Annotated in this window: 25 protein-coding genes; 15 read left to right on the top strand and 10 right to left on the bottom strand. The window is 72.0% G+C overall.

Going from position 1 to position 25657, the window contains the following annotated elements; all coding sequences use genetic code 11:
* The first annotated feature begins 318 nt into the window (after positions 1-318).
* Both ACIO1C_RS15275 and ACIO1C_RS15270 read left to right on the top strand, forming a co-directional pair.
* Positions 319-1674: a hypothetical protein gene (locus ACIO1C_RS15275; protein WP_401863219.1), complete on the top strand. Its 1356-nt coding sequence runs from the start codon at positions 319-321 to the stop codon at positions 1672-1674.
* 160 nt (positions 1675-1834) lie between these two features.
* A complete protein-coding gene (locus ACIO1C_RS15270; RefSeq protein WP_401863091.1) occupies positions 1835-2662 on the top strand; it encodes an alpha/beta fold hydrolase in 828 nt (275 codons plus the stop codon).
* Positions 2663-2684: 22 nt separating this feature from the next.
* On the opposite strand, the gene ACIO1C_RS15265 is transcribed toward ACIO1C_RS15270, so the two are convergent.
* The gene (locus ACIO1C_RS15265) at positions 2685-4196 is read right to left on the bottom strand and encodes a dihydrolipoyl dehydrogenase family protein (protein ID WP_401863089.1); all 1512 of its coding nucleotides are present in this window, start codon (positions 4194-4196) and stop codon (positions 2685-2687) included.
* A gap of 38 nt (positions 4197-4234) precedes the next feature.
* Positions 4235-5104 (bottom strand): alpha/beta fold hydrolase, encoded by an 870-nt coding sequence (locus ACIO1C_RS15260; RefSeq protein WP_401863086.1) that lies wholly within the window; start codon positions 5102-5104, stop codon positions 4235-4237.
* A gap of 149 nt (positions 5105-5253) precedes the next feature.
* Here ACIO1C_RS15260 and ACIO1C_RS15255 point away from each other — a divergent pair, with 149 nt between their 5' ends.
* The 7 genes from ACIO1C_RS15255 to ACIO1C_RS15225 all read left to right on the top strand — a co-directional run bounded on the left by ACIO1C_RS15255 (position 5254) and on the right by ACIO1C_RS15225 (position 9467).
* On the top strand, positions 5254-5568 hold the full coding sequence (locus ACIO1C_RS15255; RefSeq protein WP_401863084.1) for a GNAT family N-acetyltransferase: 315 nt from the start codon (positions 5254-5256) through the stop codon (positions 5566-5568).
* Positions 5569-5710: 142 nt separating this feature from the next.
* Positions 5711-6757, top strand: a complete 1047-nt coding sequence (locus ACIO1C_RS15250) for an MDR family NADP-dependent oxidoreductase (RefSeq protein WP_401863081.1) — start codon at positions 5711-5713, stop codon at positions 6755-6757.
* Between the two features lie 45 nt (positions 6758-6802).
* Positions 6803-7180 (top strand): MerR family transcriptional regulator, encoded by a 378-nt coding sequence (locus ACIO1C_RS15245; RefSeq protein WP_401863079.1) that lies wholly within the window; start codon positions 6803-6805, stop codon positions 7178-7180.
* 42 nt (positions 7181-7222) lie between these two features.
* Entirely contained in the window at positions 7223-7726 is a 504-nt protein-coding gene (locus tag ACIO1C_RS15240) for an FBP domain-containing protein (RefSeq protein WP_401863076.1), read from the top strand.
* A 47-nt stretch (positions 7727-7773) separates the two neighbouring features.
* On the top strand, positions 7774-8208 hold the full coding sequence (locus tag ACIO1C_RS15235) for a MarR family winged helix-turn-helix transcriptional regulator (protein ID WP_401863074.1): 435 nt from the start codon (positions 7774-7776) through the stop codon (positions 8206-8208).
* Between the two features lie 94 nt (positions 8209-8302).
* A complete protein-coding gene (locus ACIO1C_RS15230; RefSeq protein ID WP_401863071.1) occupies positions 8303-8944 on the top strand; it encodes an MBL fold metallo-hydrolase in 642 nt (213 codons plus the stop codon).
* 280 nt (positions 8945-9224) lie between these two features.
* Positions 9225-9467 carry a hypothetical protein gene (locus ACIO1C_RS15225; RefSeq protein ID WP_401863068.1) on the top strand — a complete coding sequence of 81 codons (243 nt, stop codon included), beginning with the start codon at positions 9225-9227 and terminating at the stop codon, positions 9465-9467.
* Positions 9468-9504: 37 nt separating this feature from the next.
* Here the strand turns inward: ACIO1C_RS15225 and ACIO1C_RS15220 are convergent, their stop codons facing one another.
* Entirely contained in the window at positions 9505-10005 is a 501-nt protein-coding gene (locus ACIO1C_RS15220) for a hypothetical protein (protein WP_401863065.1), read from the bottom strand.
* 121 nt (positions 10006-10126) lie between these two features.
* Between ACIO1C_RS15220 and ACIO1C_RS15215 the strand changes: the two genes are divergently transcribed.
* Positions 10127-11803: a serine/threonine-protein kinase gene (locus ACIO1C_RS15215; RefSeq protein ID WP_401863063.1), complete on the top strand. Its 1677-nt coding sequence runs from the start codon at positions 10127-10129 to the stop codon at positions 11801-11803.
* Between the two features lie 23 nt (positions 11804-11826).
* On the opposite strand, the gene ACIO1C_RS15210 is transcribed toward ACIO1C_RS15215, so the two are convergent.
* From ACIO1C_RS15210 to ACIO1C_RS15195, 4 genes are all read right to left on the bottom strand, one after another.
* Positions 11827-12849: a TolB family protein gene (locus ACIO1C_RS15210; protein ID WP_401863060.1), complete on the bottom strand. Its 1023-nt coding sequence runs from the start codon at positions 12847-12849 to the stop codon at positions 11827-11829.
* Complete coding sequence (locus ACIO1C_RS15205) at positions 12846-14165, bottom strand: MFS transporter (RefSeq protein WP_401863058.1); 1320 nt, start codon at positions 14163-14165, stop codon at positions 12846-12848. The genes ACIO1C_RS15210 and ACIO1C_RS15205 overlap by 4 nt, the downstream gene beginning before the upstream one ends.
* Before the next feature lie 6 nt (positions 14166-14171).
* Positions 14172-15062, bottom strand: coding sequence for an alkaline phosphatase family protein (locus ACIO1C_RS15200; RefSeq protein WP_401863055.1), 891 nt, complete (start codon positions 15060-15062; stop codon positions 14172-14174).
* A 141-nt stretch (positions 15063-15203) separates the two neighbouring features.
* A complete protein-coding gene (locus ACIO1C_RS15195; RefSeq protein WP_401863054.1) occupies positions 15204-16094 on the bottom strand; it encodes a universal stress protein in 891 nt (296 codons plus the stop codon).
* A 330-nt stretch (positions 16095-16424) separates the two neighbouring features.
* On the opposite strand from ACIO1C_RS15195, the gene ACIO1C_RS15190 reads away from it, so the two are divergent.
* Both ACIO1C_RS15190 and ACIO1C_RS15185 read left to right on the top strand, forming a co-directional pair.
* Positions 16425-17612 (top strand): Rieske 2Fe-2S domain-containing protein, encoded by a 1188-nt coding sequence (locus ACIO1C_RS15190; protein ID WP_401863051.1) that lies wholly within the window; start codon positions 16425-16427, stop codon positions 17610-17612.
* A 188-nt stretch (positions 17613-17800) separates the two neighbouring features.
* Positions 17801-19147, top strand: a complete 1347-nt coding sequence (locus ACIO1C_RS15185) for an MFS transporter (RefSeq protein ID WP_401863048.1) — start codon at positions 17801-17803, stop codon at positions 19145-19147.
* Positions 19148-19190: 43 nt separating this feature from the next.
* On the opposite strand, the gene ACIO1C_RS15180 is transcribed toward ACIO1C_RS15185, so the two are convergent.
* Both ACIO1C_RS15180 and ACIO1C_RS15175 read right to left on the bottom strand, forming a co-directional pair.
* Entirely contained in the window at positions 19191-19820 is a 630-nt protein-coding gene (locus ACIO1C_RS15180; protein ID WP_401863046.1) for a TetR/AcrR family transcriptional regulator, read from the bottom strand.
* A gap of 385 nt (positions 19821-20205) precedes the next feature.
* The gene (locus ACIO1C_RS15175; RefSeq protein WP_401863043.1) at positions 20206-20553 is read right to left on the bottom strand and encodes an ArsR/SmtB family transcription factor; all 348 of its coding nucleotides are present in this window, start codon (positions 20551-20553) and stop codon (positions 20206-20208) included.
* Positions 20554-20630: 77 nt separating this feature from the next.
* Here ACIO1C_RS15175 and ACIO1C_RS15170 point away from each other — a divergent pair, with 77 nt between their 5' ends.
* On the top strand, positions 20631-21764 hold the full coding sequence (locus ACIO1C_RS15170) for a cation diffusion facilitator family transporter (RefSeq protein WP_401863040.1): 1134 nt from the start codon (positions 20631-20633) through the stop codon (positions 21762-21764).
* 34 nt (positions 21765-21798) lie between these two features.
* On the opposite strand, the gene ACIO1C_RS15165 is transcribed toward ACIO1C_RS15170, so the two are convergent.
* Complete coding sequence (locus ACIO1C_RS15165; protein WP_401863216.1) at positions 21799-22971, bottom strand: type III PLP-dependent enzyme; 1173 nt, start codon at positions 22969-22971, stop codon at positions 21799-21801.
* A gap of 180 nt (positions 22972-23151) precedes the next feature.
* Here ACIO1C_RS15165 and ACIO1C_RS15160 point away from each other — a divergent pair, with 180 nt between their 5' ends.
* Both ACIO1C_RS15160 and ACIO1C_RS15155 read left to right on the top strand, forming a co-directional pair.
* Positions 23152-24354, top strand: coding sequence for a glycosyltransferase family 2 protein (locus ACIO1C_RS15160; RefSeq protein ID WP_401863038.1), 1203 nt, complete (start codon positions 23152-23154; stop codon positions 24352-24354).
* A 118-nt stretch (positions 24355-24472) separates the two neighbouring features.
* On the top strand, positions 24473-25597 hold the full coding sequence (locus ACIO1C_RS15155; protein ID WP_401863036.1) for a hypothetical protein: 1125 nt from the start codon (positions 24473-24475) through the stop codon (positions 25595-25597).
* The last annotated feature ends 60 nt before the right edge of the window (positions 25598-25657 follow it).

Here is a 25657-nt window from a genome sequence, read left to right as displayed (position 1 = left end):
AGCGGTCAGGAGAGACTCCGACGTTATCGACCACGGCCCCGGCCGGCCGGTGACACGCCGGTGCGCGGCCCCCCGGGCACGGCGGACCTCGCCGGGCGGATTTTCTTACATACCCTCCCTTGACCCACCGTTCACCGGCCGGACACCGCGACCCCGCCCAGAATGATCAACAGCTGCTCCATCCTGTGGACCGTGTGCTCGTCCGCGGATCGGGTGAGCCGTCAACGAAGGGTCGTCACCGTGGTGTTGTCCCGTACCGCGTCCCGTACCGCGTCCTCCGACCGCCGCCGCCACCTCGCGGTCTGTCGCGGTGTCACGCTGGCGCTCGTCGCCGGTCTCTCCGTACCCGCCGCGCTCCCGGCCGCCGCCGCGGCCCCCGCCACCCCCACCCTCACCCTGTCCACCGCCTATGTGTCCGGTGCGGTGGGCGCGACGGGAGACCCGACGGTCACGGTGCGGGTGGCGCAGCAGGCCACCGACGCGGCGACGTTGACGGTCCGCGCCTCGGCCAGTTCCCGCGCCTCGGTCGCGGGTACGGGAGATGTCACCGTCACCGGCACCGGCGGCAGTCGTGAGATAGCCGTACAGGCGCGTGCCACCGGCTACACCGACCTGACGATCCAGGTCACCGGCGCGGGCGGCAAGACGGCCACCACGAAGCTGCACTACGCGGCGTCCGCGGCGGTGCGGTCCCCCGCCGACACCCGGTACTTCACCGGCTCCAGCGACGCCTCCGCGGCGGTGGACGCCGGCGGGGGCTACGCGGTGGTCGCCGACGACGAGTCCAACACCCTGCGCCTGTACCGGCGGGACGCCTCGGGCGCCCCGGTGCGGACCTGGGACTTCAGCTCCCAGCTCAAGGCCGACGGCGAGATCGACATCGAGGCGGGGACCCGCGTCGGCGACACGATCTACTGGAACGGCTCCCTGGGCAACAACAAGGACGGCAAGGTGAAGGCCGAGCGTTCCACGCTCTTCACCACCACCGTGTCCGGGTCGGGCGCCGACACCCAGCTGGCGCTCGCCGGCTCGTACCAGGGGCTGCGCGCGGACCTGATCGCCTGGGACAAGGCCGCCCAGAACCGGTACGGCTTCGCCGCGGGCGCCGCGTCCGGCCAGGTCCCCAAGCAGATCGACGGGTTCAACGCGGAGGGCCTGGAGTTCGCCCCCGGCAGCACCACCACCGCCTACGTCGGTTTCCGGGCGCCTCTCGTGCCGCCGGCCAACGGCGGGAAGGCGCTGCTGGTCCCGGTCACCAACGTGGACAAGCTCGCCACGTCCGTCGGCGGCAAGGTCCACGCCACCTTCGGTACGCCCGTCACGCTCGACCTCGGCGGCCTGAGCGTCCGGGACATCCGCCGCGACGCCTCGGGCGGGCTCCTCGTCCTCGCCGGTTCCTGGGCGGCCGAGGACAACTCCGCCCCGTACGCCCTCTACTCCTGGGACGGTGTCGCGGGCCACGCGCCGGTCAAGCGGCTCGATCTGCCCACCACCGACCCGGGCGGCTGGGAGGCCATCGTCGACGTGCCCGATCCGGCCGCGCAGGACCCGCGCGTCCAGCTGATCACCGACAACGGTTCTGCGGATCTGTACGGGGACGGGACCGAGGCCAAGGATCTCGACCACGCGGAGTGGAAGAAGTCCCGGACGGTCCGGTTCGCCCTCCAGCCCTGACGGCACGGCACGCTCCGCCGGACGCGACCGCGTCCGGCGGGCGTGTGTGGGCCGAATGAACCACGGTACGGGGCATCTGGCGGTTCGCTGGTGGGTCGGCTTGAGCGGGTGACCGGTCGGTGTCAGCATCCGCAGACCTCTGCCGGAAGGAACGCACGTCATGGGCACCCTCACCACGACCGACGGAACCGATCTCCACTACAAGGACTGGGGGTCGGGACAGCCCGTCGTGTTCAGCCACGGCTGGCCGCTCAACGCCGACGCCTGGGACGACCAGATGCACCTCGTCGCCCGCGAGGGCTTCCGGGCCGTCGCGCACGACCGCCGGGGACACGGACGGTCGGAACAGCCGTGGAACGGCAACGACATGGACACGTACGCGGACGACCTCGCCCAGCTCATCGAGGCCCTGGACCTGCGTGACGTGATCCTCGTCGGCCACTCCACCGGCGGCGGTGAGATCACCCGCTACATCGGCAGGCACGGGACGTCCCGGGTCGCCAAGGCGGTCCTCCTGAGCGCGATCCCGCCGCTGATGCTCCAGACGGACGCAAACCCGGAGGGCACGCCGATCGGTGCCTTCGACGACATCCGCGCCGGACTGCTGGCCGACCGGTCGCAGTTCTACGCGGACCTCAGCGCGCAGTTCTACGGGGCGAACCGCAAGGGTTCGACGGTCTCGCAGGGTGTGCGGGACGCGTTCTGGATGTGGTCGATGCAGGTCGGGTTCAAGGGCGCGTACGACTGCGTCAAGGTCTTCTCCGAGACCGACCTCACCGAGGACCTCAAGCGCTTCGACGTCCCGACCCTGGTCATCCACGGGGACGACGACCAGATCGTGCCCATCGTGGCGGCGGGCCCCAAGTCGGCGAAGATCGTGAAGGACTCGACGCTCAAGGTCTATCCCGGGGCGCCGCACGGGCTCATGTCGGTCAGCCCGTTCAAGGAGCGGTTCAACACGGACCTGCTGGCCTTCATCAAGAGCTGACGCCCGGCCTGCCCGGCCTCCGTCAGGAGCCGGCCCGCCCGGTCCGCCGCTGCGTCCGCAGTGTCTCCAGCAGGCGGAGCCAGACCTCGGACGGGGTGGGGTAGCTGGGGACGACGTGCCAGAGGACGGGAACCGGAATCCGCGCGACGACGGCCGTGGTCGCCGCGTGGACGAGGTCCGCGATGTCCGGTCCGACAAACGTCGCCCCCACCACCGTGTCCGTGGCCCGGTCGAGGACCAGCAGGGCCCGGCCGGTGTAGTCCTCGCGCATCACGTACGTACCGGCGAGGCCTGCCATGTCGTACTCCACCGTCTCGACGTCGATGCCGGCCGCGCGCGCCTCCCGCTCGGTGAGGCCGGCCGAGCCGACCTCCGGATCGGTGAAGGTCACCTGCGGGGCGCCCCGGTGTCCCGCGGCGGCGTTCAGCGGGCTGTCCTCCGCACTGTCCGGCTGTTGTCCCGCGGCGCGCGCGGCGATGACCTCGCCGGCCACCCGCGCCTGGTACTTGCCCATGTGGGTCAGCAGCGCGCGTCCGCATGCGTCGCCGACGGCGTAGAGCCACTGGCCCGGTACGGCGCACACGGACTGGTGGTGGTCGACCTCCAGATAGCCGCCGTCGGGGCGGCCCACCGACGACAGCCCGATGTCCCCGGTGTTCGGGGTACGCCCGGCGGCGACCACCACCTCGTCGGCGACCAGGGTCGTACCGTCGTCCAGCACACACGTGACCTCGCCGCCGTGCCGCATCCCCGTCCCGGTGTCACGGGAGTCCTCCCGGCGCACCTGGGTGATCGCCCGGCCCGGCAGCAGGCGCACGCCCGCGCCGCTCAGCGCGTCGCCGACCATGCGCCCGGCGAAGGGTTCGGAGCGCGGGAGGAGACCGTCGTCGCGGTAGACGAGGGTCAGTTCGGCGACCCCCAGTGACCGGAGCCAGGTCGCCGACTCACAGGCGACCACGCCGCCGCCGAGGATCACGACGCGGGGTGGCACCTCGTGCAGGCTGGTGACGTCCCGTGAGGTCCACGGGCGGGCGTCGGCCAGGCCGGGGATCGGCGGTACGGTGCTGGTGGATCCCGTGTCGATCACCACCGCGTGACGGGCCGTCAGCGTACGGACACCGCCGTCGGGCCCGGTCACCCGTACGACGCGCTCCCCCGCGAGCCTTCCGTACCCCCGCACCACGTCGATGCCCGTGTCCAGTGCCCACCGGACCTGGGAGGTGTCGTCGAGGTGGTTGACGACGGTGTCCCGGTGGGCCAGTACGGCGGGGACGTCGAGTGTGCCGCCCTCCACGAGGGCGGCGACGCCGGGTACGTGGTGCGCGGTGTCCAGGACGTCGCCGGGGCGCAGCAGTGCCTTGCTGGGCATGCACGCCCAGTACGAGCACTCACCGCCCAGCAGTTCCGCCTCGACGAGCACCGCGTCGAGACCGGAGAACTGTGTGGCGTACTGGGCCGCGTTCTCGCCGGCGGCGGCGCCTCCCAGGACGATGACATCCCATTCCGTACGGTCGGGGTCGACGGAACCTGCCATCGGCGACCTCCCCTTTCGTGAGGCTCGGCAGAACGGGCTCAGACGAACGGCCCCATGAAGTCACGGATGTGTCCGGCGATCTCGTCGCCGTGTGTCTCCAGCGCGAAGTGCCCGGCGTCGAGCAGGTGGAACTCGCCCTTCGGCAGATCCTGGCGGTACGCCTCGGCGCCCGCCGCCCCGAAGATCTCGTCGTTCTCGCCCCAGGTGACGAGGAGCGGGGGCTGGTGTTCGCGGAAGTACTCGTGGAAGACCGGGTAGAGGTCCAGGTTGAACTGGTAGTCCCAGAAGAGCTGGAGCTGGATCTCGCTGTTCCCCGGCCGGTCGAGGCCCGCCTGGTCCATGAGCCACGCCTCGGGCGCGATCCGGTCCAGCCGGTCCCGGGGCGTGCCCTGCGTGTACTGCCAGCGGGTCGCCTCCAGGGTGAACAGCTTCCGTACCTCCGCCTCGTTCGCCTCGCGGTCCTTGGCGTGGGCGAACAGGAGGTCCCAGAAGGGGGTGAAACCCTCCATGTACGCGTTGCCGCTCTGGGTGATCAGGGCGGTGACGCGCTCGGGCCGCCGGCTGGCCATGCGCAGGCCGATCGGAGCCCCGTAGTCGTGGATGTACAGCGCGAACCGCTCCAGCCCGAGGTGGGCGACCAGCCCCTCCGTGACCTCAGTCAGCTTCTCGAAGCTGTAGTCGAAGGTGTCGACGGGTGGCATGGCCGAACGGCCGAAGCCGATGTGGTCGGGTGCCACCAGGTGGTAGTCGTCCGCGAGCGCGCGGATCAGGTCGCGGAACATGTGGGAACTGGACGGGAATCCGTGGAGCAACAGGATCGCCGGATTCGCCGGGTCACCCGCCTCCCGGTAGAACACGTCCAGACCGTCTATGGATGCCGTCCTGTGGTGAACGATGGAAGGGGTCATGACGCCTCACTTCGCTGCTTGCACCGCTTTCCAGCGTGCGCCGGGGCAGGACCCTCCGCAAACGGACCCGCCGGGCCCGGGATGATGGGATGAGGGTGGGCCGCCCGGCGTGGGCCGCCCACGGAGCCCCACCAGCGTACGGAGACAGCGTGTCGGAGACCGTGTTCGTGACCGTGAAGGACGTCGAGGAGCTCAACCGCTTCGAGGCCCGCGTCGAGGGCCGACTGGCCGGCTACGCCGACTACATCCGTACGGGAAACCTGGTGGTCTACCCGCACACGGAGGTGGAGCGGGAGTACGAGGGCCAGGGCGTCGGCGGCGTACTGGCCCGAGCGGTCCTCGACGACGCGCGGACCCGGGATCTCCCGGTCCTGGCGACGTGCCCGTTCATCTCGTCGTGGATGAGCCGGCACCCGGAGTACCTGGACCTGGCGTACCAGAACCGCAGCCGGGTCACGGACTGAGGACGCCGTCCCAGGAGGGTGTTCCGGGGCACCTCCTCAGGAGGTGCCTTGACGTTGACGTGCGCGTCAGGGGTTAGCGTCGCCGGGCCTTCGCGGTGGGCGCGTACCGCTCCGCCGCGCCGTCCCGTCCAGGAGTCCGGCCATGACCACAGCCCTCCCCACTCCCCCTGCCCTGCCCGCCTTCACCCGCGAGGTCCGGCTTGTCACCACGCCCCCGGGGCTGCCCGCCGTGGAGCACTTCGCCCTCGCCGAAGTGCCTCTTCCGCCGCCGGGACCGGGGCACGTGCTCGTCAGGAACACCCACTTCCTCGTCTTTCCCGGCCTGCGCACCCTCATCGGCGGGGAGGTCGACGGAGTCCCGCTGCCCGCGCTGCACGCGGGGGACGCCCTGTTCGGGCCGGCCGTCGGCGAGGTGGTCGCCGCGGCGGACGACAGCCCGCTGCGTCCCGGCGACACGGTCTCCCACCTGCTCGGCTGGCGGGAGCACGCCCTGCTCCCCGTCACCGGGTGCACGCCTCTGGACGGCGCGCTGCCGGACCCGGTCGCCCACCTCGCCCAGGGGTCGGCCGCGTACGGCGCGCTGACCCGGCTCGCCCATGTCGGCCCCGGCGACACCGTCCTCGTCACCGGCGCGGCGGGGGCGGTGGGCTCGCTGGCCGGGCGGATCGCGCGGCTGCTGGGCGCGGACCGGGTCATCGGCACTACCGGTTCGCGCGAGAAGGCGGAGCGGCTGGTGTCCGAGTGCGGTTACGACGCCGTCGTACTGCGGGGAGGAACCCGGCCCTTCGCGGCGCGGCTCGCCGAGGTGGCGCCGGGGGGCATCGACGTGCTGCTCGACACCGTCGGGGGCGAGCAGCTGACCGCCGCGCTCGGCGCGGCCCGGCAGGGCGCGCGCTTCGCGCTGGTCGGCGCGCTCTCCGGCCAGTTGTCGGCGGCGCGGCGCGGTGGCAGCGCCCCGACCGAGATCGACGCCTTCCGGATCGTCGTCAAGGGCGTCTCCGTACGCGGCTACAGCGGCGCGGACCACCCCGGGGTGGAGGCGGAGTGGACCGAGCGCTTCGGCGGCTGGCTCCGCTCCGGTGAGATCGGCTTTCCGCACGTACGGATCCCCGGCATGGCACGGGCCCCGCAGGCGTTGACGGAACTGATCGAAGGACGGCACTTCGGGGCCGTGGTGGTGGAGTTGTGACGGTGCGGAAGTCGTAGGGGAAAGCGGCCGGGGGGCGGGGTCAGGATGCGGATAGGTGACGCGGCAGCGGCGGCGGGGACGACGCCCAGAGCACTGCGGTTCTACGAGGAGCGCGGGCTGCTGCCCCCGCCCGTACGCACCGCCTCCGGCCAGCGGGACTACGGTCCCGGAGAGGTGGCCCGCGTCCGGGTCGTCCGCGAACTGCTGGCGCTCGGTCTCACGGTCGAGGATCTGCGCAGCTTCGTGGACCGCATCGATCTGCTGGCCCAGGACCCGCCCCAGCGGTGCGGCTCCGCCGAGCCCGGCGCCCGTACCTCCGAGGTCGTCGGCCGCAGGCTCGCCGCCCTCGACGCGGAGATCGGCCGCCTGACCCGGCTCCGCGACCGCCTCGCCCGGCAGACCGGCCGCGCACCGGGCGAATAACGCGATGCGGGCACGTCGGCGCGAGGCATAGGGTCGACGCCCGTGGAACCTCTCAGTGAGAACCAGATCCGCTCGTCCTTCGTGAACAGCACCAAGGGCGAGGCGTCGCGGCTGCGGCTGCCGCTCCACTTCGCCGAACTGCCCTGGGACGACCTGGACTTCCTCGGGTGGGTGGATCCGGGAGCGCCGCTGCGGGCCCATCTGGTGCTGCCCGGGGCGCGGGGGCCGCTGGGGATCTCCCTGCGCGTCCCCTCCGTGAACCGCACCAGCGTGGTGAAGTCCAGCCTGTGCCAGATCTGCCTGACGGGCCACGCCTCCTCCGGGGTCGCCCTGCTCGTCGCCCCTCTGGCGGGCGCCCAGGGCCGCCGGGGCAACACGGTCGGCACCTACATCTGCGCGGACCTCGCGTGCCCGCTGTACGTACGGGGCAAGCGGCAGCCGAGGCTGCGCGCCGGCCGGTACGAGGAGTCCCTGACCCTGGACGAGCGGCTCGCGCGCATGTCGGGCAACCTGGACGCCTTCGCGGCGAGGGTCACCGCGGGCTGAGCCGATCGACGGAGCGCAGATATACAGCTAGGCTGTATTATTGCCCCATGAAGAACGAGGAGATCCTGGCCGACCGGTTGCGGGAGTCCATCGGCCGTTTTGTACGGGTCACCCGCGCGCACGCCGACTCGCTGAGCGGACCCCACACCTCCACACTCGGCCTGCTCAGCCGGGAGGGCGACGCCACGATCGCGGCCCTGGCGCAGCGGCGCGGCGTGCGGCACCAGAGCGCGAGCCGCACCGTGCTGGAGCTGCAGGAGCTCGGTTACGTGCGCCGCCGCCCCGACCCGGCGGACGGCCGGGCCGTCCTGGTCTCCCTGACGGAGGCCGGACGCGAGGCCGTCGAGGCCGACCGCCGGGCCCGGCGCGACTGGATGGCGGGCGCCATCGCGGTCGCGCTCGACGCGGACGAGCGCCGGCAGCTGGAGGCGCTGCCCGGGCTCCTGGACAAGCTGGCGGCGTACGACGACGGGCAGGCGTAGGCCAGGACCCTCGGCACGCGCCCTCCCGAACACCTTATACAGCCAAGTTGTACACTCGCGTTGTACAGTTCGCCGCCGTCCGTGAGGAGCCACCATGAAGCTGACCAAATACGCCCACGCCTGCGTCGCCCTGGAGAAGGACGGCGTGACCCTCGTCCTCGATCCGGGGAAGTTCACTCCCGAGGCCGAGGAAGCGGTGGCGGGCGCGGCGGCGGTGCTCGTGACGCACGAGCACGCCGACCACTTCGACGCCGAGCTGATCTCCGCGGCGCTGGACGCGCGGCCCGACCTGGTGGTCTTCGGCCCCGCGGTCGTGACGGAACAGCTCGGGGAGCACGCCGGCCGGGTGACGGCCGTGACCGCCGGGGACACGTTCACCGTCGGCGGCTTCTCCGTCGCGGTCGACGGGGAGCGGCACGCCCCCATCCACCCGGACATCCCCGTCGCGGACAACGTCGGCTACCTGGTCGACGGCGCGGTCTTCCACCCCGGCGACTCCTACCACGTACCGAACGCGCTGGTCGGGACACTGCTGCTGCCGACGAGCGGACCGTGGACGAAGCTGAGCGAGGCCGCGGACTACGTGCGCGCCGTGAAGCCGCAGCGTGTCGTCCAGATCCACGAACTGCTGCTCAGCGAGCTGGGGCAGAAGTCCACCGCGGCGATTCTGGGTGAGGGCGGCCTGACGGGAACGGCGCTGACGATCCTCGCACCGGGCGAGTCGCTGACGGTGTGACCGTACCGGTGACGGCTCTTCCTGGATCGCGGGACGAGGTCCAGCCGTTGATGGCGCCGGCGGTGCAGCTGAGGGCCCTCGGTGAGGACGTCAGGCTGTGCGCGCCGCCCGACTTCCGGGAGTGGGCCGGCACGCTCGGGATCCCGTTCACGTCCGTCGGACCCGAGCTGCGCCCGACCGCGCGCTCGACCGAGGCCTCCCCGCCGGCCACGCGGACGCCGCCCACGCCCGAGGAGCTGCGCCGGCCGGCGGACGTCAGCGTCGCCACGCGCCCCCGCCGATGTCCGGCGAACCACCCGTCTGCTTCGGCTTCGGCAGCGTCCGCGCGGCCGGCGACCTCAGCGGGACGATGATCCGGACCGCCCGCGTGCTCGGACGCCGTGTGATCGTGTCGCGCGGGTGGGCCGGCCTGGCCCCGGACGTGGCGGCCCGCGCGCGGGACCTCGCCGGCGCGGTGCGCACGGACGGTGCGCGGGTCGCGGCGCGGCACCTGGTGGCCGTGGTGTCCGCACGCATGTCCTGAACAGGCCCTTGAGTCCGCCCTGAAGAACGTACGGCGGTCAGATCGCGCCGGCCGGGCCGCGGTGTTCCAGCTGGCGCAGCCGACGGGCGCGGCCCTCAGCGGCGAGCGCGCCGGCGCGGTCGGCGAGCAGAGGGCCGCCGTCCGCGAGGTGTCCGGCGAGGACCCGCAGGGCGGCCGTACGGACGATGTCGAACGCCGGGGACTCGCGGTCGGCCAGCAGCTGCTCGCGCTGCTCGCCCCCGAGCCCCTCGGCGGCCGGCGCCGCCTCAACGGCGGAGGCGGCGTGTTCTTCGAGGAGCTGGTACGCGGCCGGCAGCTCCACCCGGTCGAGGTCGGTACCGGCCAGGTCCGCGGCGAGGGCCCGGTCGTGGAGGGCCGCCGCGAGCAGCACCACCACGGGGCCGTGGTGCTCCTGGACCTCCTCGGCCCGGTCCTGCCGGGCGGCGGCGGTGCCGAGGTGCCAGAGCACCAGCTCGTCCGCCTCGGCGAGCGCGTACTCCCAGAGCCCGGGGGCCTGTTCCACTGTGCGTTCTCCCATTCCGGCACGCTATCCCGCCGTCATTCGTGTCGGCCCGGCGGGCCGGACCTGGGGCGTGTCCGCACTCTCCGGTGCAAGAATGAGCGCCGTTGCCACAGCAGTTGATCGGGGGGGCATCATCGTGGAACCACTCAGGACCGAAGATCCGTCGTGGGTCGGGGAGTACAGACTGCTCGGCCGGCTCGGCGCCGGTGGGATGGGCCAGGTGTATCTGGGGCGGTCGACGCAGGGACGGATGGCCGCGGTGAAGGTCATTCACCCGCAGCTGTCCCACGACACCGAGTTCCGGCGCCGTTTCCGCGCGGAGGTACGGGCGGCTCAGCGGGTCGACGGCGCGTTCACGGCGCCCGTCCTCGCGTTCGACACCGAGTCCCCGACTCCCTGGCTCGCCACCGGTTACGTTCCCGGTGTCACCCTGCACGAAGCGGCGGCGCCCCTCGGGCAGCGGCTGCCCGGGACCACGGTGTGGTGGCTGGCCGCCGGACTCGCCGAGGCCCTGCGCAACATCCACGCCGTCGGGCTCGTCCACCGCGACCTCAAGCCGTCCAACGTGATGCTCACCCTCGACGGCCCCCGGGTCATCGACTTCGGTGTCGCGCGGGCGGCCGACGCCAGCGTCGCCACCCGGACCGGAGCCGTCATCGGCTCCCCCGGCTACATGTCGCCCGAGCAGGTCAGGGGCAAGGACGTCACCGCCCTGAGCGACCTCTTCAGCCTGGGCTCGGTCCTCGCGTTCGCCGCGACCAACCGGCATCCGTTCGGGGACTCCGACAGCGGCAGCTACGCCCTCATGATGCGGGTCATCGAGGATCCCCCGGACGTGGAGGGGGTCCCGGAGGCGCTGGCGGGCCTGATCCACCGCTGTCTGGCGAAGGATCCGGCGGAGCGGCCGGCCCTGGACGAGATCGTCGCGGCGGCGGCGGGCGCGACGGACGGCGAGCAGCGGAGCACCTGGCTGCCGCCCGCCCTCAGCGCCGAGATCGGCCGCCGCTCGGCCCGTCTCCTGAGCCTCGACGGACCGCAGCGGACACAACTGGACGGCCCGCCCGGCGGGCCGAACGTCCATGGCAACCCGACCGTCCAGGGAGGCCCCGGCAGTCAGGGCGGGCAGGCCGGACCTCCCGGTGTCCACGGCCTGCCGACCATGCACGCCCCAGGCCATCGGACCCCGCCGCCCCGCCCGCCCGTGCCCACCCCGCACCCGACTCCCCACCCCGCCGCCTTCCGGCCTCCGTATCCGCAGCCGTACGCGCCCCGTCCGCAGCCCTACCCGACCCCGCAGCCCTACACCACGCCGTATCAGCCGCCGTACGGCCGGAGCCGGCGGCGCCGCTGGGTGCTGCCGTCGGCCCTCGGCGCCGTTGTCCTCCTGGCCCTGGTGGCCGTCCTGTTGAAGCCGGAGGGCGACACGGCGCGGGACCCGGTCGCGGACGGCAACGGCACCGGCACCGCGTCCTCGGCGCCCGCCCCCGCCGGGAAGCCCTTCGCCTACCGGGGCAGGTGGAGCGGCATGATCGACCAGAGCGGCTCCCAGGACTACTCGGTGAAGGTCGACTACACCGGCGGGAAGACGGGCCGCCAGGTGGCCACCGTCGAGTACCCGTCGCTGGGGTGCGGCGGGCACTGGATTCTGCTCGACGAGGACGCGGAGGGACAGACCGTACGCGAGAAGATCACCCACAACTCGCACTGCGTGGACGACGTCGAGATCAGCCTGACCCGCTCGGGCAGCGACCGGCTCCTCTACGAGATCACCGGCTCCATCACCGCGACGGGCACGCTCAGCCGCAACAACTGACCGCCGGAAGGGCGCGGTCCGGCTCAGCCCAGGTAGGCCGGGGCGACGGCAGAGCGCATCAGGCGCCGGGGCGCCCCGGCGCCGTCGGCGGGCACCGTCCACAGGTCGGAGCCGTAGTCGCCCGGCAGCGCGTACACGAGTGTGGAGCCGTCCGCCCACAGCGCCTGGTCGTCCACGTCGCGCCGCTCGGCGGTGGCGGTCTCCGTCATGTCGCGGAGGTCGAGCACGTACAGCCGCCAGGGCGCGTCCGCCGGTGCGCCGGGGACGCGTTTCTTGTAGGCGATCCGGCTGCCGTCGGGCGAGAGCGACGGGCACTCGACGTTGCGGTGCAGGGTCGTCAGCGTCCGCGCGGCCGGGTCCCCTTGGACGAGATACGTCTGCCCGCCCGTGGCCAGCGTCGCGTAGAAGCGGGAGTCGTCGGCGAAGGTGACACCCCAGATGTTGACGTCGGAGGCGTGGTAGGGGCGGCCGTCCTTCACGACCGCGAACGTCTCCAGGTTGTCGTCGATCGCCCCCGTACGGGCGTCGGCGAGGGACGTACGGGTGGAGAAGGCGGTGCCCGCGTACGAGTCGCCGCTGACGAAGACCGTCCAGGCGACCAGGTGCCCGGAGGGCGAGACCCTGGCCCGGGTGGGGATGCCGGCGACGGGATAGTCCCGCACTTCGCGCAGGTCCGCGTCGAGCACCACCGCGCGGTACGTGTCCTCCAGCGCGCCGCGCCGGGCCTGGAGGCAGATGCCGGTCCCGGCGGCGGCGTGGAAGCGCAGGCACTTCACACCGGAGACGGTGCGCGGTCCGTCGGGCCGGGAGGCGGGGACGGTGGCGATCTCGTCGCGGTGCGGTCCCCAGGCCAGGTTACGGACGAGGAGGCGGCGCCCGGTGTCCGGCCGGAGCGAGACCGTACCGGTGCTGACGGGCGCGCCGCCCGCCTGTTCCTGGTTCCGCTCGCCGGAACGGTTGGCGGCGTGCAGCACCGCGCCGGTGCCGGCCGCCCCGAGCAGCAGGACGGCGGCGAACAGGATCACCAGGCGGGTGGTGCGGGTCATGCGGACACCTCATCGGCGGTACGGAGGACGAAGGAGGCCGCGACGGCGGCGGCGACGAGCGCGGCGGCGGTGATCGCGAGCGCGGTCCGGCCGCCCCACAGGGTCCAGGCCGCGCCGAAGGCGAGCGAGCAGACGAACCGGGCCAGCGCCTGGCCGGTGCCCACCAGGGCCTGCCCCGCGCCCTGGTGGTCCGGCGGGACAACACGGGCGGTGGCCGCCGCCAGCACCCCGTCGGTGGCCGCGTAGAAGGCGCCGTGCAGCACGAGGACGGCCACCACCACGGACGCGCCGGCGTCCCGGGACGCGAGGAGCACCAACCCGTACCCCAGCAGCAGGAATCCGTGTCCCGCCAGGAAGAGCCGGCGCCGTCCCACCCGGTCGGCGACCGCGCCCATCGGTACCGCCAGCAGCAGGAAGGTGGCGGCCGTGCCCAGCGGCAGCAGCGGGAACAGGTGGACGGGCAGGCGCAGTTCACGCTGGAGCAGCAGGTAGAGGAAGGAGTCGCTGACGGTGGTGAGGCCGAGCAGCACGGCGCACACGGTGAGCCGCCGGAGCGCGGGCCGGCGCAGCAGGGCGACCGAGTCGCGCAGTGTGGCGCGCGGCTCCCGGGAGGTGGGTCCGCCCGCGTCCGGCCGGGGCGCGCCGTGTTCGGGGGCGCGACGCGGCGCGGACGCGACCTGCCGGGGTACGAAGAGCACCAGCACCAGGACTCCCAGCGCCGCCACACACCCGCTGACCGCGAAGACCGCGTCGTAGCCGTCGACGGTGACCCGGAGCACGGCGAAGGCGGCGAGCGGACCGAGCAGTGCGCCGGTGGTGTCCATGGCGCGGTGCACGCCGAACGCCCTGCCGAGACGCTCGGGCGGGGTCGACAGCGAGATCATCGCGTCCCGGGGCGCCGTACGGAGCCCTTTGCCCGTGCGGTCCAGCGCGAGCACGGCGCTGATCACGGGGAGGGTGTGCGCGAGCAGCAGCAGGGGCTTGCAGAACGCGGACAGACCGTAGCCGATGCCCGCCACCATCTTGTGCCGCCGCCCGCCGCGGTCGGCGAGGTGGCCGCCGGCCAGCCGGACCAGGGCGCCGACCCCGTTGTTGATGCCGTCGAGCAGGCCGAAGCCGAGGGGAGAGAGTCCGAGGGCGGCGACCACGTAGAGCGGGAGGACCGCGGTGACCATCTCGGAGGAGATGTCGGTGATGAGGCTGACCGCGCCGAGGGCCAGGACGGTGCCGGGCACGGCGGGCGGCCGCCGCCCCGGACGGATGGTCGTGTCCGGGGCGACGGGGGCCTTGCTGCCGCGGGAGTCCGCGAGGTACACGGGGGGTCAGTTCCAGATACCCGTGACGGCGGAGGCCGAGGCGGCGTTGCCGGCGTGGGCGGTGAGGCCGGCCAGGTCCTCCAGGGTGCGGAGCACGTTGTAGTGGTTGTAGGTGGTGGCCACGGAGCTGCCGGGGGTGACGTGCTGTCCGTAGAAGAGGGTGGGGATGCGGTTGCCCGACAGCTTGTTGTCCTCGTCGAAGGTGACCACCAGCATGCTGTTATGGGTCTTCGCCCAGGAGGCGTAGGCGCCCAGCTTGTTCTTGATCCAGGTGTCACCGGTGGAGACCGAGCAGTCGTGCATGTCGCTGCACAGGTTCGGCACCACGAAGGAGACCTTCGGCAGGGTGGTGTAGTCGGTGGGGAACTGCGTCATCGTCTTCGCCGTGCTGGTGGGCACGTTGGAGAAGCCGAACCACGGGTTGTGCTTCTGCGCGTAGTCGCCGCTGCCGCACGTGGTCGAACCCTGGCTGGGCAGCGACTCGTTGTAACTCGCCCACGTCTTGCCCGCCCCGATCAGCTCGGAGGCGAGGTTGGGGGCGGAGAGGGAGCCGACCTTGACACAACCGTCGTCGGTACGGCCCTGGTTGGAGCCCGAGAAGAGCATGTAGTAGTTCGGCTCGCTCGGGTGGGTGAGACCGAAGGACTGGGTGAGGGTGGCGCCGCCGGCCTTCAGCGTGTTGTTGAGGTACGGCGCGCCGGAGCTGCCGACGACCTGGCTGTAGGCGTGGTTCTCCATGACGACGACCACGACGTGGTCGGGGGCCGGAAGCGCCGCCGCCTGGGCGGTGGATCCGGTCGCCGCCCAGAGGCCGAGCGAGGCGGCGGCGAGGCCGGCGGCCCCGGCCAGCGCGGTGAGGGAAAGTCGTCTGCTCCTGCGGGCCTTGGATGCGCTCATGGCTCTCCTCGGGGAAGTGGCTTGCCCCTGTGGGGTGTTGGGGCGCCGCAAACCCTAGGAGCGGTCCGGCCCCCCGTCCGCCGTACCTGAGTGAAAATCAGAAGAACAAATGGCCACTACATCCATCGGCCCGCGTCCACCTCAGGAAGGCTGGGGGATGATCGCCACCGGGCAGGGGGCGTGGTGCAGCGCGCCGTGGCTGACCGGGCCCAGCTGGAGGCCGAACGCGCGCTGGAGGCGTCGCGAGCCGACAACAAGCAGGTCGGCGGAGGCCGCCGCTCGCAGGAGACCGTCCCGCGCGGAGCCGCAGTACGCCTCCTGGCTGATGACCTTCACTCCGGGGTGGCGGGCGGCGGGCCCCTTCAGCGTCTCCTCCAGGTGCTCCTTCGCCGCGAACATCATCGGGCCGCAGGGAATGCCGTCCTTCATCGCTTCGTCCTGGCCGGACTGGAGGTGCCACGCGTGTACGGCGTGCAGTTCGCAGTTCCTCGCCTCGGCCTCCCGGAACGCGAACTCCGCCGCCGCGGGCGCGTCGTCCGTCTCGCGTACGCCGAGGACAACCCGGCCGAACTCGCCGGCGATGTTCGACTTCTCGCCCCGGATGATGACCACGGGACACTCGGCCCGTCCGGCCACCTCAAGGCCCACCGAGCCCAGCAGGAGTCCGGTGAGCGCGCCGCGGCCCCGGTGCCCGAGGACCAAGGCGAGCGCTCCCGCGCTCTCGCCGAGCAGGGCGTTCACCGCCTCGCCGGGCAACACCTCGGCGGTCACCTTCACGCCGGGAGCCCGCCGCCTCACTCGTTCGGCCGCCGCCGCGACGACCTCGTCGCCCTCTTCCACCGCCTGTTCGCGGGTCTGCGGCGGGGCGAAGGGGAGGGCCTCGTCCTCCTGAGGCTCCGGGCGGTTGGCCTGCACCACACCGTGGACGATACGCAGCGGCACATCCTGCCTGGCCGCTTCGTCCGCGGCCCAGTCCACCGCTTCGAGGCTGGACGGGGATCCGTCGACAGCGACCATCAGGGGAGACACCATTGCCCCCACCGCCTTTCACACCGGTCGGTTTGCTCTCCTCCCAGCTTCACACTTCGCACCCGCACATGGACACCATCCGGGGTCCGACACGGCCGGAGTCGCGGGACCGGCGCCGCCGACCGGCGGATCCGGGGCGCGTCGGGGCCCCGCGCGGCCGGGCTGTCACGGACGGTGACGGCCGTACGGATCCGGCGGGACCCGTGCCCCCGCCCGGGTGACGGAGGCGGTGACCGGGGCCCTGACAGCCCTTCTCACTGCGCTCGCTCGCCCCCAGGAGCCGTGGTAAGCGTTGTCCGATGAATCGATGATCCGCGTGCAAGGGAGAAGCGCATGACCGAGGCGCAGCCCGCGAAGGACGGGGCATTCACGGCCGGGTCGGTGAGTGACCCGTACGACGTGCCTGAATTCCGTTCCGAAGCCGTGACCGACCTTCGGCGCACCGGGATCAATCCGAATTTCTGGTATCCCGTCGCCGTCTCCCGGAGCGTCCGGAAGAACAAGGCGTTCGCCGCCACGTTCGCCGGTGAGCGGATCGCGCTGTACCGGGGCGCGAGCGGCACGGTCTACGCACTGGAGGACCGGTGTGCCCACCGCCAGGTGCCGCTGAGCATGGGCGTGGTGGAGGGGGAGGCTCTCCGCTGCTGCTATCACGCCTGGTCCTATCGCGGGAACGGTCACCTCTCGCAGATCCCCTATCTGCCCAAGGGTGTCGCCCGGCCGCCGCGCGGTGTGCGCGCCTATCCGGTCCGCGAGGCGTACGGATTTGTCTTCGTCTTTCCCGGCGACCCGGAGAAGGCGGCCACCACACCCATGCCCGAGCTGCCGGAATTCCATTCGACCCGGCACCGGACGATGACGTTCTCGCGCACCGTGCAGTGCCACTACTCGTTCATGCACGAGAATTTGCTCGACATGAACCACCAATTCCTTCACCGGGGTGTTCTCGGCCGGATCCAGCCGAAACTCCTCGGGTCCGAGTCCGGTCCGCGATTTGTCGAGGCGCGGTATCTGTTCACGCCCTCGGGCGGGAAGAAGGACCCGGGTGCCGGTCTGCTCGCGGCCGAGGGGTTCGGAGGCTCCAGTTCCCCCGACGTCGTCACGGTCCGTACCGACTATCCGTACCAGACCCTCCAGGTGGTCCCCGAGAAGGCCGACCTTCCCGCGTTCTCCCTCTGGGTGGCTTACGTACCGGAGGACGCCGAGCAGCGCACCAACCACGTCTACGGCCTGCTCATGATCGAGAAGCCGCCGGTCCCGGGGGCGCTCCGGCTGGCCTGGCCGTTCATCCGGCGCTTCACCGAGCGGGTGTTCGCCGAGGACCGGATGGCGGTCGAGGCCGAGCAGCGAGCCTGGAACGAGCAGGGCGAGGACTGGAACCAAGAGGTCTTCCCGCTGATCCTCGAGGTCCGTGACGTGCTGCGCACGAACGGCGTGCCCATCCGCCCCGAGTCCGCCCTGTGCGGCGCCGCCGCGCTCTGCGGCGCCGCCGCACCGGCCGCGACGAGCCGGCCCGGCTGAATCAGCGCCGTCCGGGCCACCATCGCGCCGCGGCCGCCCCACCCTCATCCCCACCGCCGTCCCCACCGTCGGCCCGTCACCCCTGCCCCGGGATATATAGTGAACGCGACGTCCAGAAATTAGGCGTGCGATTCCCGGGGAACATGCCCGACGGGAACGGACACGGGACGCGTGGATGAGAGGGCCCGATGGATCACAGCCGGAAATGCCTGGAGGAACCTGGCGCGGGCAGCCCGCCCCCGGACGTGCCGCGCCTGTCCCGCGTCCCCCGACCGTCCGGCGCGCAGGAGAAATCACCCAGGCCTACGCCCACGTCACCGTCACCGGCACCGGCACCGGCGTCCGACGGCACGCTGCCGCCCGCCCGGCTGCGCCGTGTGGTGCTGCTCCTCGCCTTCGCCTGCGGCGTGACCGTGGCGAACATCTACTACGCGCAGCCCCTCCTGTCCCCCATCGCCTCGACCTTCGGCGTCAGCGCGGGCAGCACCGCGCTGGTGGTCACCCTCACCCAGCTCGGGTACGCCCTCGGCCTGGTGCTCCTGCTGCCCCTCGGGGACCTGCTGGAGAACCGGGCGCTGGCCTCGCGCACCTTGCTGGTGACGGCGGCGGCCCTGGTGGCGGCCGGCCTGTCGCCGTACTTCGGTGTGTTCCTGGCGGCGTCGGTGCTGGTCGGGACCACCTCGGTGGTCGCCCAGATACTCGTGTCGTTCGGCGTGCACCTGGCGCCCGAGCGGGAGCGCGGGAAGTTCGTCGGGACGGTGATGAGCGGTCTGCTGCTGGGCATCCTCCTGGCCCGTACGGTCTCCAGCCTGGTCGCCGCCGCCTGGGGCTGGCGGGCCATCTACCTGATCTCCGCCGTTCTCATGGTCGCCCTGTCGGTCCTGCTGGTCCGCATGCTCCCCGAGCGGCGTCCGGTCCACAGCGGCAGCTATCCGAAGCTGCTGCTCTCACTCGGCCACCTCGTCCGGGAGGAGCCCGCGCTGCGGCGTCGTGCCGTGATCCAGGCGCTGATGTTCGGCGCGTTCAGTTGCTTCTGGACGTCCGTGGCGTTCGAACTGATCACCCGCCACCACCTCGGCCAGGTCGGGATCGGCGCGTTCGCGCTGGTGGGCGCCGCGGGCGCGGCGGCCGCCCCGCTGGCGGGCCGGCTCAGCGACCGGGGTCATGCCCGTGTCGGCAGCGGTCTGGCCCTGGTGCTGGCCGCGGGCGCGCTGGTGCTGGCCTGCCTCGGAGCGGGCAGCCTGATCCTGCTGGCGCTGGCCGGTGTCCTGCTGGACTTCGCCGTCCAGAGTCACCAGGTGTTCAGCCAACGGGAGATATTCGGGCTGCGGGCCGACGCCCGTGCCCGCGTCAACACGGTCTTCATGGGCTCCGTCTTTCTCGGCGGGGCGGCGGGTTCCGGAATCGCGGGCATCCTGCACGACGGCCACGGCTGGACGGGCGTCACCCTCTTCGGCGCCGCGCTCCCCGTGGTCGGGCTGGCCGTCTGGACCGTCTCCACCCTCCGCCAACGGCGTACCGAAGCCGCGTCCTGACCGCCCGGTCGACCGGGAGGCCACGCGCCGCGCGCCACGACCCTTACGGCGTCTCCGTCTCCGCCGCCGGGGGCCGTGAACTCCGTACCCCGTCCAGCAGTTGCCTGACCAGCGTCGCCGCCAGCGCTTCGTCCAGGGGTTCGTGACCCATCAACAGCCGGTAGTAGACAGGGGCGAAGAGCTGATCGACCGCGGCCGCCACGTCGATCCGGGGGTCCAGTTCCCCTCGCTCCACGGCCTCCCGCAGCAGACGCGCCCCCACCTGGCGGCGCGGACGCAGCCACTCGTCGTCGAGCGCCGCACGGATCTCCGGGTCGGCCTGCCCCGCCGCCACCAGGTCCCCCATCAACGGCCCCGCCGCCGTGTCCCGGAACAGGTCCGACAGCGACGCCAGATGGAAGGTCAGTACGTCCTGGAGCGAGGCGCCCTCGTCGACCACGATGGTGCTCTTCGCCAGGCTGAAAAAACTCTCCAGCATCACGTGCGCGCGAGACGGCCACCATTTGTAGAGGGTCCCCTTGCTGACCTTGGCACGGGCGGCGATGGCCTCCATCGTCACCGCGTCGATGCCGCCGGTCACCAACAGGTGGGAAGCGGCGTCCAGAACAGCGGCCCGCGCCCGCTCGCTCCGCGGCCGGCCCCTGACGGCACGTCCCGGACCTTCGTTGTCCACCACTCACTCCACTCCCACCGGCTACAGGCCCATAGTAGAAGGGCCCGGATCCACCCGATCGGAAAGTGCGGTGGCACAGCTCACAGGACGCACGGAAAGCCCGGGGAACATCCCGTATTGGTTCGCCGTTCATCTATACGTGGGTACGGAGGGGACAGTGTCCCCGGGCCTCACCAATAGCCCATGGGGAAGATCGTTCGGCTGAAGCCCCATGGAGCCTTTCGCCGCGAAGGCGACCGCCTCTCCGGACCCACACCTCATGACCACCCTGGCCGGCATCCCCCGTACCGGCCAGGGTTCCCGCCCCGGCCCAGGTCCCCCGCCTCGGCCGGGGCTCCCCTTTGCCACGGGGCATACGGCTGCGCCAGTGGGACGTACGGCTGTGTCAGTCGTGCGGTGCGGCGCCGCTCAGACGGTGGTCCGCCAGGCTCAGCGCCTCCTCGATGACCCGCCGCAGATGCCCGTCGGACAGCCCGTAGACCATGCGGCGGCCCTCCCTCCGTACGGACACCAGCCCCGCCAGGCGCAGCTTGGCCAGATGCTGGCTGACCGCCGGGCGCGCCACGTCGCACACCGCCGTGAGGCTGGTGACGTCCGCCTCGCCCGAGGTCAGGGCGTGGAGCAGCGTGAGGCGGGTGCGGTCGGCGAGCAGCCCCAGGACCTCCGCCGCGAGCGCGAACTGTTCGGCGCCCGGGTCTCGCGGGTGCGCATCGTGCGCAGGTGATAGGTGCATGCGTGCGCTCATACGCACATAGTGGGGCTGGGCACGTTCGCGTGTCCACCTCTGTCCCGCGTCGGAAGGCCGGTTTCGTGAGCGATCAGCACGGACACACCCACCCGCACGAGCGCCCCCCACAGCACGACCACGGCCACCAGCACGACCACCGGCACGGCCATGACGAGCAGGCCGGGCACGGACATGGACACGAGCACGGTCGTGTCAGCGCCGCGAGCCGGTGGGACCGCTGGCGCCACCGGGCCGGACACGTCGTCAAGCCGCACTCGCACCGAAGCGCCGACAAGGTCGATGCCGCCCTGGAGTCCTCCGCCAAGGGCATGCGGGCTTTGTGGATCTCGCTCGCGATCCTGGGCGTCACGGCGGCGGCGCAGGCGGTAGTTGTCGTGCTCTCCGGCTCGGTCGCCCTGCTCGGCGACACGGTCCACAACACCGCGGACGCCCTGACCGCGCTGCCGCTGGGTGTCGCCTTCATCCTTGGACGGCGCGCCGCCGACCGCCGCTTCACGTACGGCTACGGACGGGCCGAGGATCTCGCCGGCATCGTCATCGTGCTCACCATCGCCGCCTCCGCCGTCTTCGCCGCCTGGACCGCGATCGACCGCCTGGCGAACCCGCAGGACCTCAGCTACCTGCCCGCCGTCGCGGTGGCGGCCGTGGTCGGTTTCCTCGGGAACGAGTGGGTGGCGCGCTACCGCATCCGCGTGGGCCGCGAGATCGGCTCGGCCGCCCTGGTCGCCGACGGACTGCACGCCCGTACCGACGGATTCACCTCGCTCGCCGTCCTGCTCGGCGCCGGCGGCGCCGCCCTCGGCTGGCGGCTCGCCGACCCCGTCGTGGGCCTGGCCATCACCGCCGCCATCCTCCTCGTGCTGCGCGACGCCGGCCGGGAGGTCTTCCGGCGCGTGATGGACGCCGTGGACCCCGAGCTCGTCGACACCGCCGAACGGGCCCTCGTCCAGGTGCCGGGGGTGCGGGCCGTGGGGGAACTGCGCATGCGGTGGATCGGCCACCGGCTGCGCGCCGAGGTCGCCATCGTCGTCGACCCCGACCTCACCGTGCGCGACGCCCACCAGGTGGCCGTCGAGGCCGAACACGCGCTGCTGCACGCCGTACCCAAACTCGTCGCGGCCCTCGTGCACGCCGACCCGGCCCCCGCGCCGGGCGCCCCGGATCCGCACCTGGCCCTGTCCCACCACACCGTGTGAGCCGGCCGGTCCGCGTGATCCGGTCGCCGTACCGTCAGGCGAAGGCGCACGGAAGCGGGTCGAAGCCGTTGAACCCCCGGGTCATGTAGCTGACGGCGTACGCGCCGCAGCCGAAGATCCAGACCGGGTCTCCGGAGGCCAGCCCTTCGGGGACCCGTACCGGCCTGCCCTCCGGGGCGTACGCGTCGTCGCTGTCGCACGTGGGGCCGGCGATGATCGCCGGGACCCGTTCCGGCACCGGCTCGGTGTGCGTGGGGAATTCGAGGCGGTACTGGAGCTCGTCCATCTCGTACAGGCCGTTGAACTTCCCGCAGCTCAGATACAGCCAGTATTCACGTTCGCCGTTCGGCTGCTCCCTCGCCGAGAGCCGGGACACATGGGCCCTGATCGCCCCGTGGTCGGCCACCAGATGGCGTCCCGGTTCGATGACGAAGTCCAGCGGGGCGGCCGACACCTCTTCCAGGTGTTGGATCCCCTCCCGGATCGTGGCGAATATCTTGTCCATCGGGGGATCCAGCGGTGTGCCGGTCCTGTCGGCGCAGCCGAGCGCCGGCAGGCCTCCGCCGAGGTTGACGTGGTCCGGGAGGATGCCTCGGCGGTTCAGAGCGGCGAGCACGTCGGCGAGGCTGTCGAAGGCGTTGCGCCAGGCTTCGGCCGTCATCTGTTGCGAGCCGACGTGGACGGACAGGCCCGCCGGGGTGAGGCCCGACGACCGCGCCGCTTCCAGCACCCGTACCGCGTCGGATTCCGAGCAGCCGAACTTCCGGCCGAGTCCCCACAACGCGCCGTCGCCCTGCGTGGCCAGTCGGCAGAACACCCGGGCGCCAGGTGCGTGGAGCGCGATCGCCGTCACGTCCTCCAGGCTGTCGGTCGCGAAATTCCTGATGCCGAGCCGGTACGCGTCGGCGATGTTCCGGTCGGACTTGACCGTGTTGCCGTAGTGCACGGCGCCGGCCGGCACGCCGGTTCTGAGCACCTGCGCTATTTCCTGGGGGCTCGCCGCGTCGAACCCCGCGCCCCGTTCCGCGAGGCGGTCGAGCACCTCGTCCACGGGGCAGGCCTTCATGGCGAACCGGACGGACACGCCGGGCAGTTCGCGCACCAGGGACGCGTAGCGCTCCTCGATGCCCGCGAGATCGAAAATGACGCGGTCCTCGGACGCGGCCGCCAGGGCGGTACGTAACGTCGCGTTCTCGTCCCTCTTCATGTGACGGCGCACACCGCCTCCTCCCCCCTCGGGCCCAGCCGGCCCGCGCAGCAGGTTGACATACTGTTGCCTGGATTGGCAATATCAATTGCCACATAGTGCCAAACGTCTGGGTGTCGCGTGCGTCCGAGGCGTGTCCCCGGCCGCGACTCCGCCTCGTTCGCCCCGCAAGGAGAAGCAGTGACCGACGTGAAGTTCAGCATCGTGATCCCGTACAAACAGCGGCTGGCGAACATCAGATCGGTGTTCACCTCACTCACTGAGCAGACCCTGGGTCCGGCCGAGTTCGAGGTTGTTGTCGGCGTGATGGAGTACGACCCCCAATACGTCGCGCTGTGCCGGGAGTTCACCGACCGGCTCCGCGTCGTCTCCGTGCTGACCACCGGCGAGTGGAACACCAGCCGGGCCCGCAACCTCGGCATCCGGCACGCGACCGGCCGGGTGGTCGTGGTGCTCGACGCCGATGTGGCGCTGGCCCCCGAGGCCTTGCGGAACCTGTGGGAACGGCACTTCCAGCACGGGCAGAACGTCTGCGTCCAGGGTCAGGTCTTCGGTTACGACGCGGTCATCGACGACGACGTCGACATGGTCGCGGTCCAGCCGTACGAAGCCTGTCGCAAGGCCTTCGCGAACCTCGGGAGCGCGGACCGCTCGCAGCTCGACCCCCGGTGGTCCCCCGCGTACGCGTCCGCCTTCGCGCGGTTCCCCTGGGCCTTCGTCCGTACCGGCTTCATGGCCCTGCCCACGGACACCGTCCGCCGGCACGGGCTCCTGCTGGACGAGGGCTTCCTCGGCTGGGGCGCGGAGGACCAGGAGTGGGGCCTGCGCATCTCCCTGACCGGTACGCCGATCCTGCTGGCGCAGGACGTGTACGGCATCCACCTGCCGCACCGGCGCGACTTCGGCGCACAGGACCAGTCGGCGACGCTCACCAACCGGTACTACCTTGCCAAGTGGCCCCGTCTCGAACTGGAGTTGGCCCTCGCCTTCGGTGGCTGGCTGGAGGCCGACCGGCTCTACCCCTCGGTCGAGGGGGAGTTGGCCGAAGCCGGCGCCGGACGGCATCTCGGCGTGGTCGCCGGTACGGTCGACGGCTCCCGCGTCCTCGCCGTCGGCGCGCTGCTGAGCACCCCGGCACCGGGCGGCGCGTCCGACATCGACGATCCCGAGGTGGAGGCGCTGTTCGGGCTCGGCGCACGGTCCCGGGTCGAGGTGCTCCCGCTGGCCGGGTTCGCGCTGCCGTACGCGGACGGCAGCGCCGACGCGTGCCATCTCCTGCCGCCGGTCGCACGGTTGGGCGAGCGCTACCGGGCGGCGATTCGGCGGGAGGCGGAGCGCGTCTCGCTCAAGATCATGCCGTCGGCCGCCGCGTCCTCCCACTGACCGCCCTGTCACCGGTCCCTCCGTCGCTGATCCGTCTGTCGCTGATCCGTCTGTCACCGATCTCTCTGTCGCCGCTCCCCCTGCCGCCGACACCTCTCACCGACCCCTGGAGCTGACGTTGACCGCATCCCGCATACGGCTGTCCGCCGCCGTGATGAGCCACCCGAAACGAGCCGACGCGGCGCACGCCCTCGCCGCCCGCTTTCCCGAGCTGAACGTGCGGGTCGCCCTCGACCCCGAACCCGACGGCCCGCCGAGCAGCCTGCGCAGCGCCCGTCTGGCGTGGGCGGCCGTCGACCCGGAGGCCACGCATCATCTGGTCCTCCAGGACGACGCCCTGCCCACCGAGGACTTCCTGGAGCGGCTCCACGCGCTGATCGAGGCCCACCCCGACGCGGCACTCAGCCTGTTCACCGAGTGGGGCTCGCGGACCTCGTACGCGCTGCGCATCGCCGCGATGCACGGCTGCGACCTGACACCGGTCGTCGACGACTACATCCCCTGTGTGGCGCTCGTCCTGCCACGCGAACTGGCCGAAGGATTCGAGGAGTACGTCCTGGCGAAGGCGGCCGAGGGCGAACCCGACGACGTGGCACTCCTCAACTACCTGACGGATCGCGGGATCCGGACGCTGATGCCGGTGGCGAACCTGGTCGACCACGACAACGCCGTCAGCCTGGTCGGCAACAACGTCCACGGGGCACGCACGGCCGCCTGCCTGATGCCGGCGAATCCCGTGGATCCGGGTTCCGCGCCCACCACGCACTCGGTCCTGACCGGGCTCGGCACCGTCCCGTACTACGACTTCTGGGGACAGTACTCCGACGCCTGTGTCCCCGACCCGTCCACGGTGGACGGCCGGATGCGCAGCTCGGCCCGTGCCTTCCTGCTCAAACAGGGCGTCACTCAGGACGAGTTGGTCACCGAGCTGAGGGACTCGCTCGCACGCCGGCCCGAACGTGAGTTCCTCACCGACCGCGTCAGTGAGGTCGTCCTCACGGAAGTGTGGATCGTCTCGTACCTGCTCGGCTTCCTCGCCGCGGAGCTGGAGGGACAACGCGGCGCCTCCCTGGATCTCACCGGGCCGGTGGCCACCGCCGCGCTGGCCACGCTGGGGCCGGGCGCGATCCGCCGGGTCGTACCGTCCCGCTGGCTGCCGGCCGTGGGGGCGGTGCTCACGCCGCTGCTGCTCGACGCCGTACGCGCGGGAATGGCGCGGGCACCACTCGTACCGGCGGCATAAGGCCTGCCCGTACGGGAGAGGATGAAAGCGCAGGAGCGGCGGGCCGTGGGGACGGCCCGC

Source organism: Streptomyces sp. NPDC087420, from assembly GCF_044744165.1.
GTDB lineage: Bacteria > Actinomycetota > Actinomycetes > Streptomycetales > Streptomycetaceae > Streptomyces.
This window is presented reverse-complemented; position numbering and strand designations above follow the sequence as displayed.

Coding starts and splice junctions, on each gene's coding strand:
- ACIO1C_RS15270 (WP_401863091.1), top strand. CDS start 1,835: ATGGGCACCCTCACCACGACCGACGGAACCGATCTCCACTACAAGGAC.
- ACIO1C_RS15265 (WP_401863089.1), bottom strand. CDS start 4,196: ATGGCAGGTTCCGTCGACCCCGACCGTACGGAATGGGATGTCATCGTC.
- ACIO1C_RS15260 (WP_401863086.1), bottom strand. CDS start 5,104: ATGACCCCTTCCATCGTTCACCACAGGACGGCATCCATAGACGGTCTG.
- ACIO1C_RS15250 (WP_401863081.1), top strand. CDS start 5,711: ATGACCACAGCCCTCCCCACTCCCCCTGCCCTGCCCGCCTTCACCCGC.
- ACIO1C_RS15245 (WP_401863079.1), top strand. CDS start 6,803: ATGCGGATAGGTGACGCGGCAGCGGCGGCGGGGACGACGCCCAGAGCA.
- ACIO1C_RS15235 (WP_401863074.1), top strand. CDS start 7,774: ATGAAGAACGAGGAGATCCTGGCCGACCGGTTGCGGGAGTCCATCGGC.
- ACIO1C_RS15230 (WP_401863071.1), top strand. CDS start 8,303: ATGAAGCTGACCAAATACGCCCACGCCTGCGTCGCCCTGGAGAAGGAC.
- ACIO1C_RS15225 (WP_401863068.1), top strand. CDS start 9,225: ATGTCCGGCGAACCACCCGTCTGCTTCGGCTTCGGCAGCGTCCGCGCG.
- ACIO1C_RS15220 (WP_401863065.1), bottom strand. CDS start 10,005: ATGGGAGAACGCACAGTGGAACAGGCCCCCGGGCTCTGGGAGTACGCG.
- ACIO1C_RS15210 (WP_401863060.1), bottom strand. CDS start 12,849: ATGACCCGCACCACCCGCCTGGTGATCCTGTTCGCCGCCGTCCTGCTG.
- ACIO1C_RS15200 (WP_401863055.1), bottom strand. CDS start 15,062: ATGAGCGCATCCAAGGCCCGCAGGAGCAGACGACTTTCCCTCACCGCG.
- ACIO1C_RS15195 (WP_401863054.1), bottom strand. CDS start 16,094: ATGGTGTCTCCCCTGATGGTCGCTGTCGACGGATCCCCGTCCAGCCTC.
- ACIO1C_RS15190 (WP_401863051.1), top strand. CDS start 16,425: ATGACCGAGGCGCAGCCCGCGAAGGACGGGGCATTCACGGCCGGGTCG.
- ACIO1C_RS15185 (WP_401863048.1), top strand. CDS start 17,801: ATGGATCACAGCCGGAAATGCCTGGAGGAACCTGGCGCGGGCAGCCCG.
- ACIO1C_RS15175 (WP_401863043.1), bottom strand. CDS start 20,553: ATGCACCTATCACCTGCGCACGATGCGCACCCGCGAGACCCGGGCGCC.
- ACIO1C_RS15165 (WP_401863216.1), bottom strand. CDS start 22,971: ATGAAGAGGGACGAGAACGCGACGTTACGTACCGCCCTGGCGGCCGCG.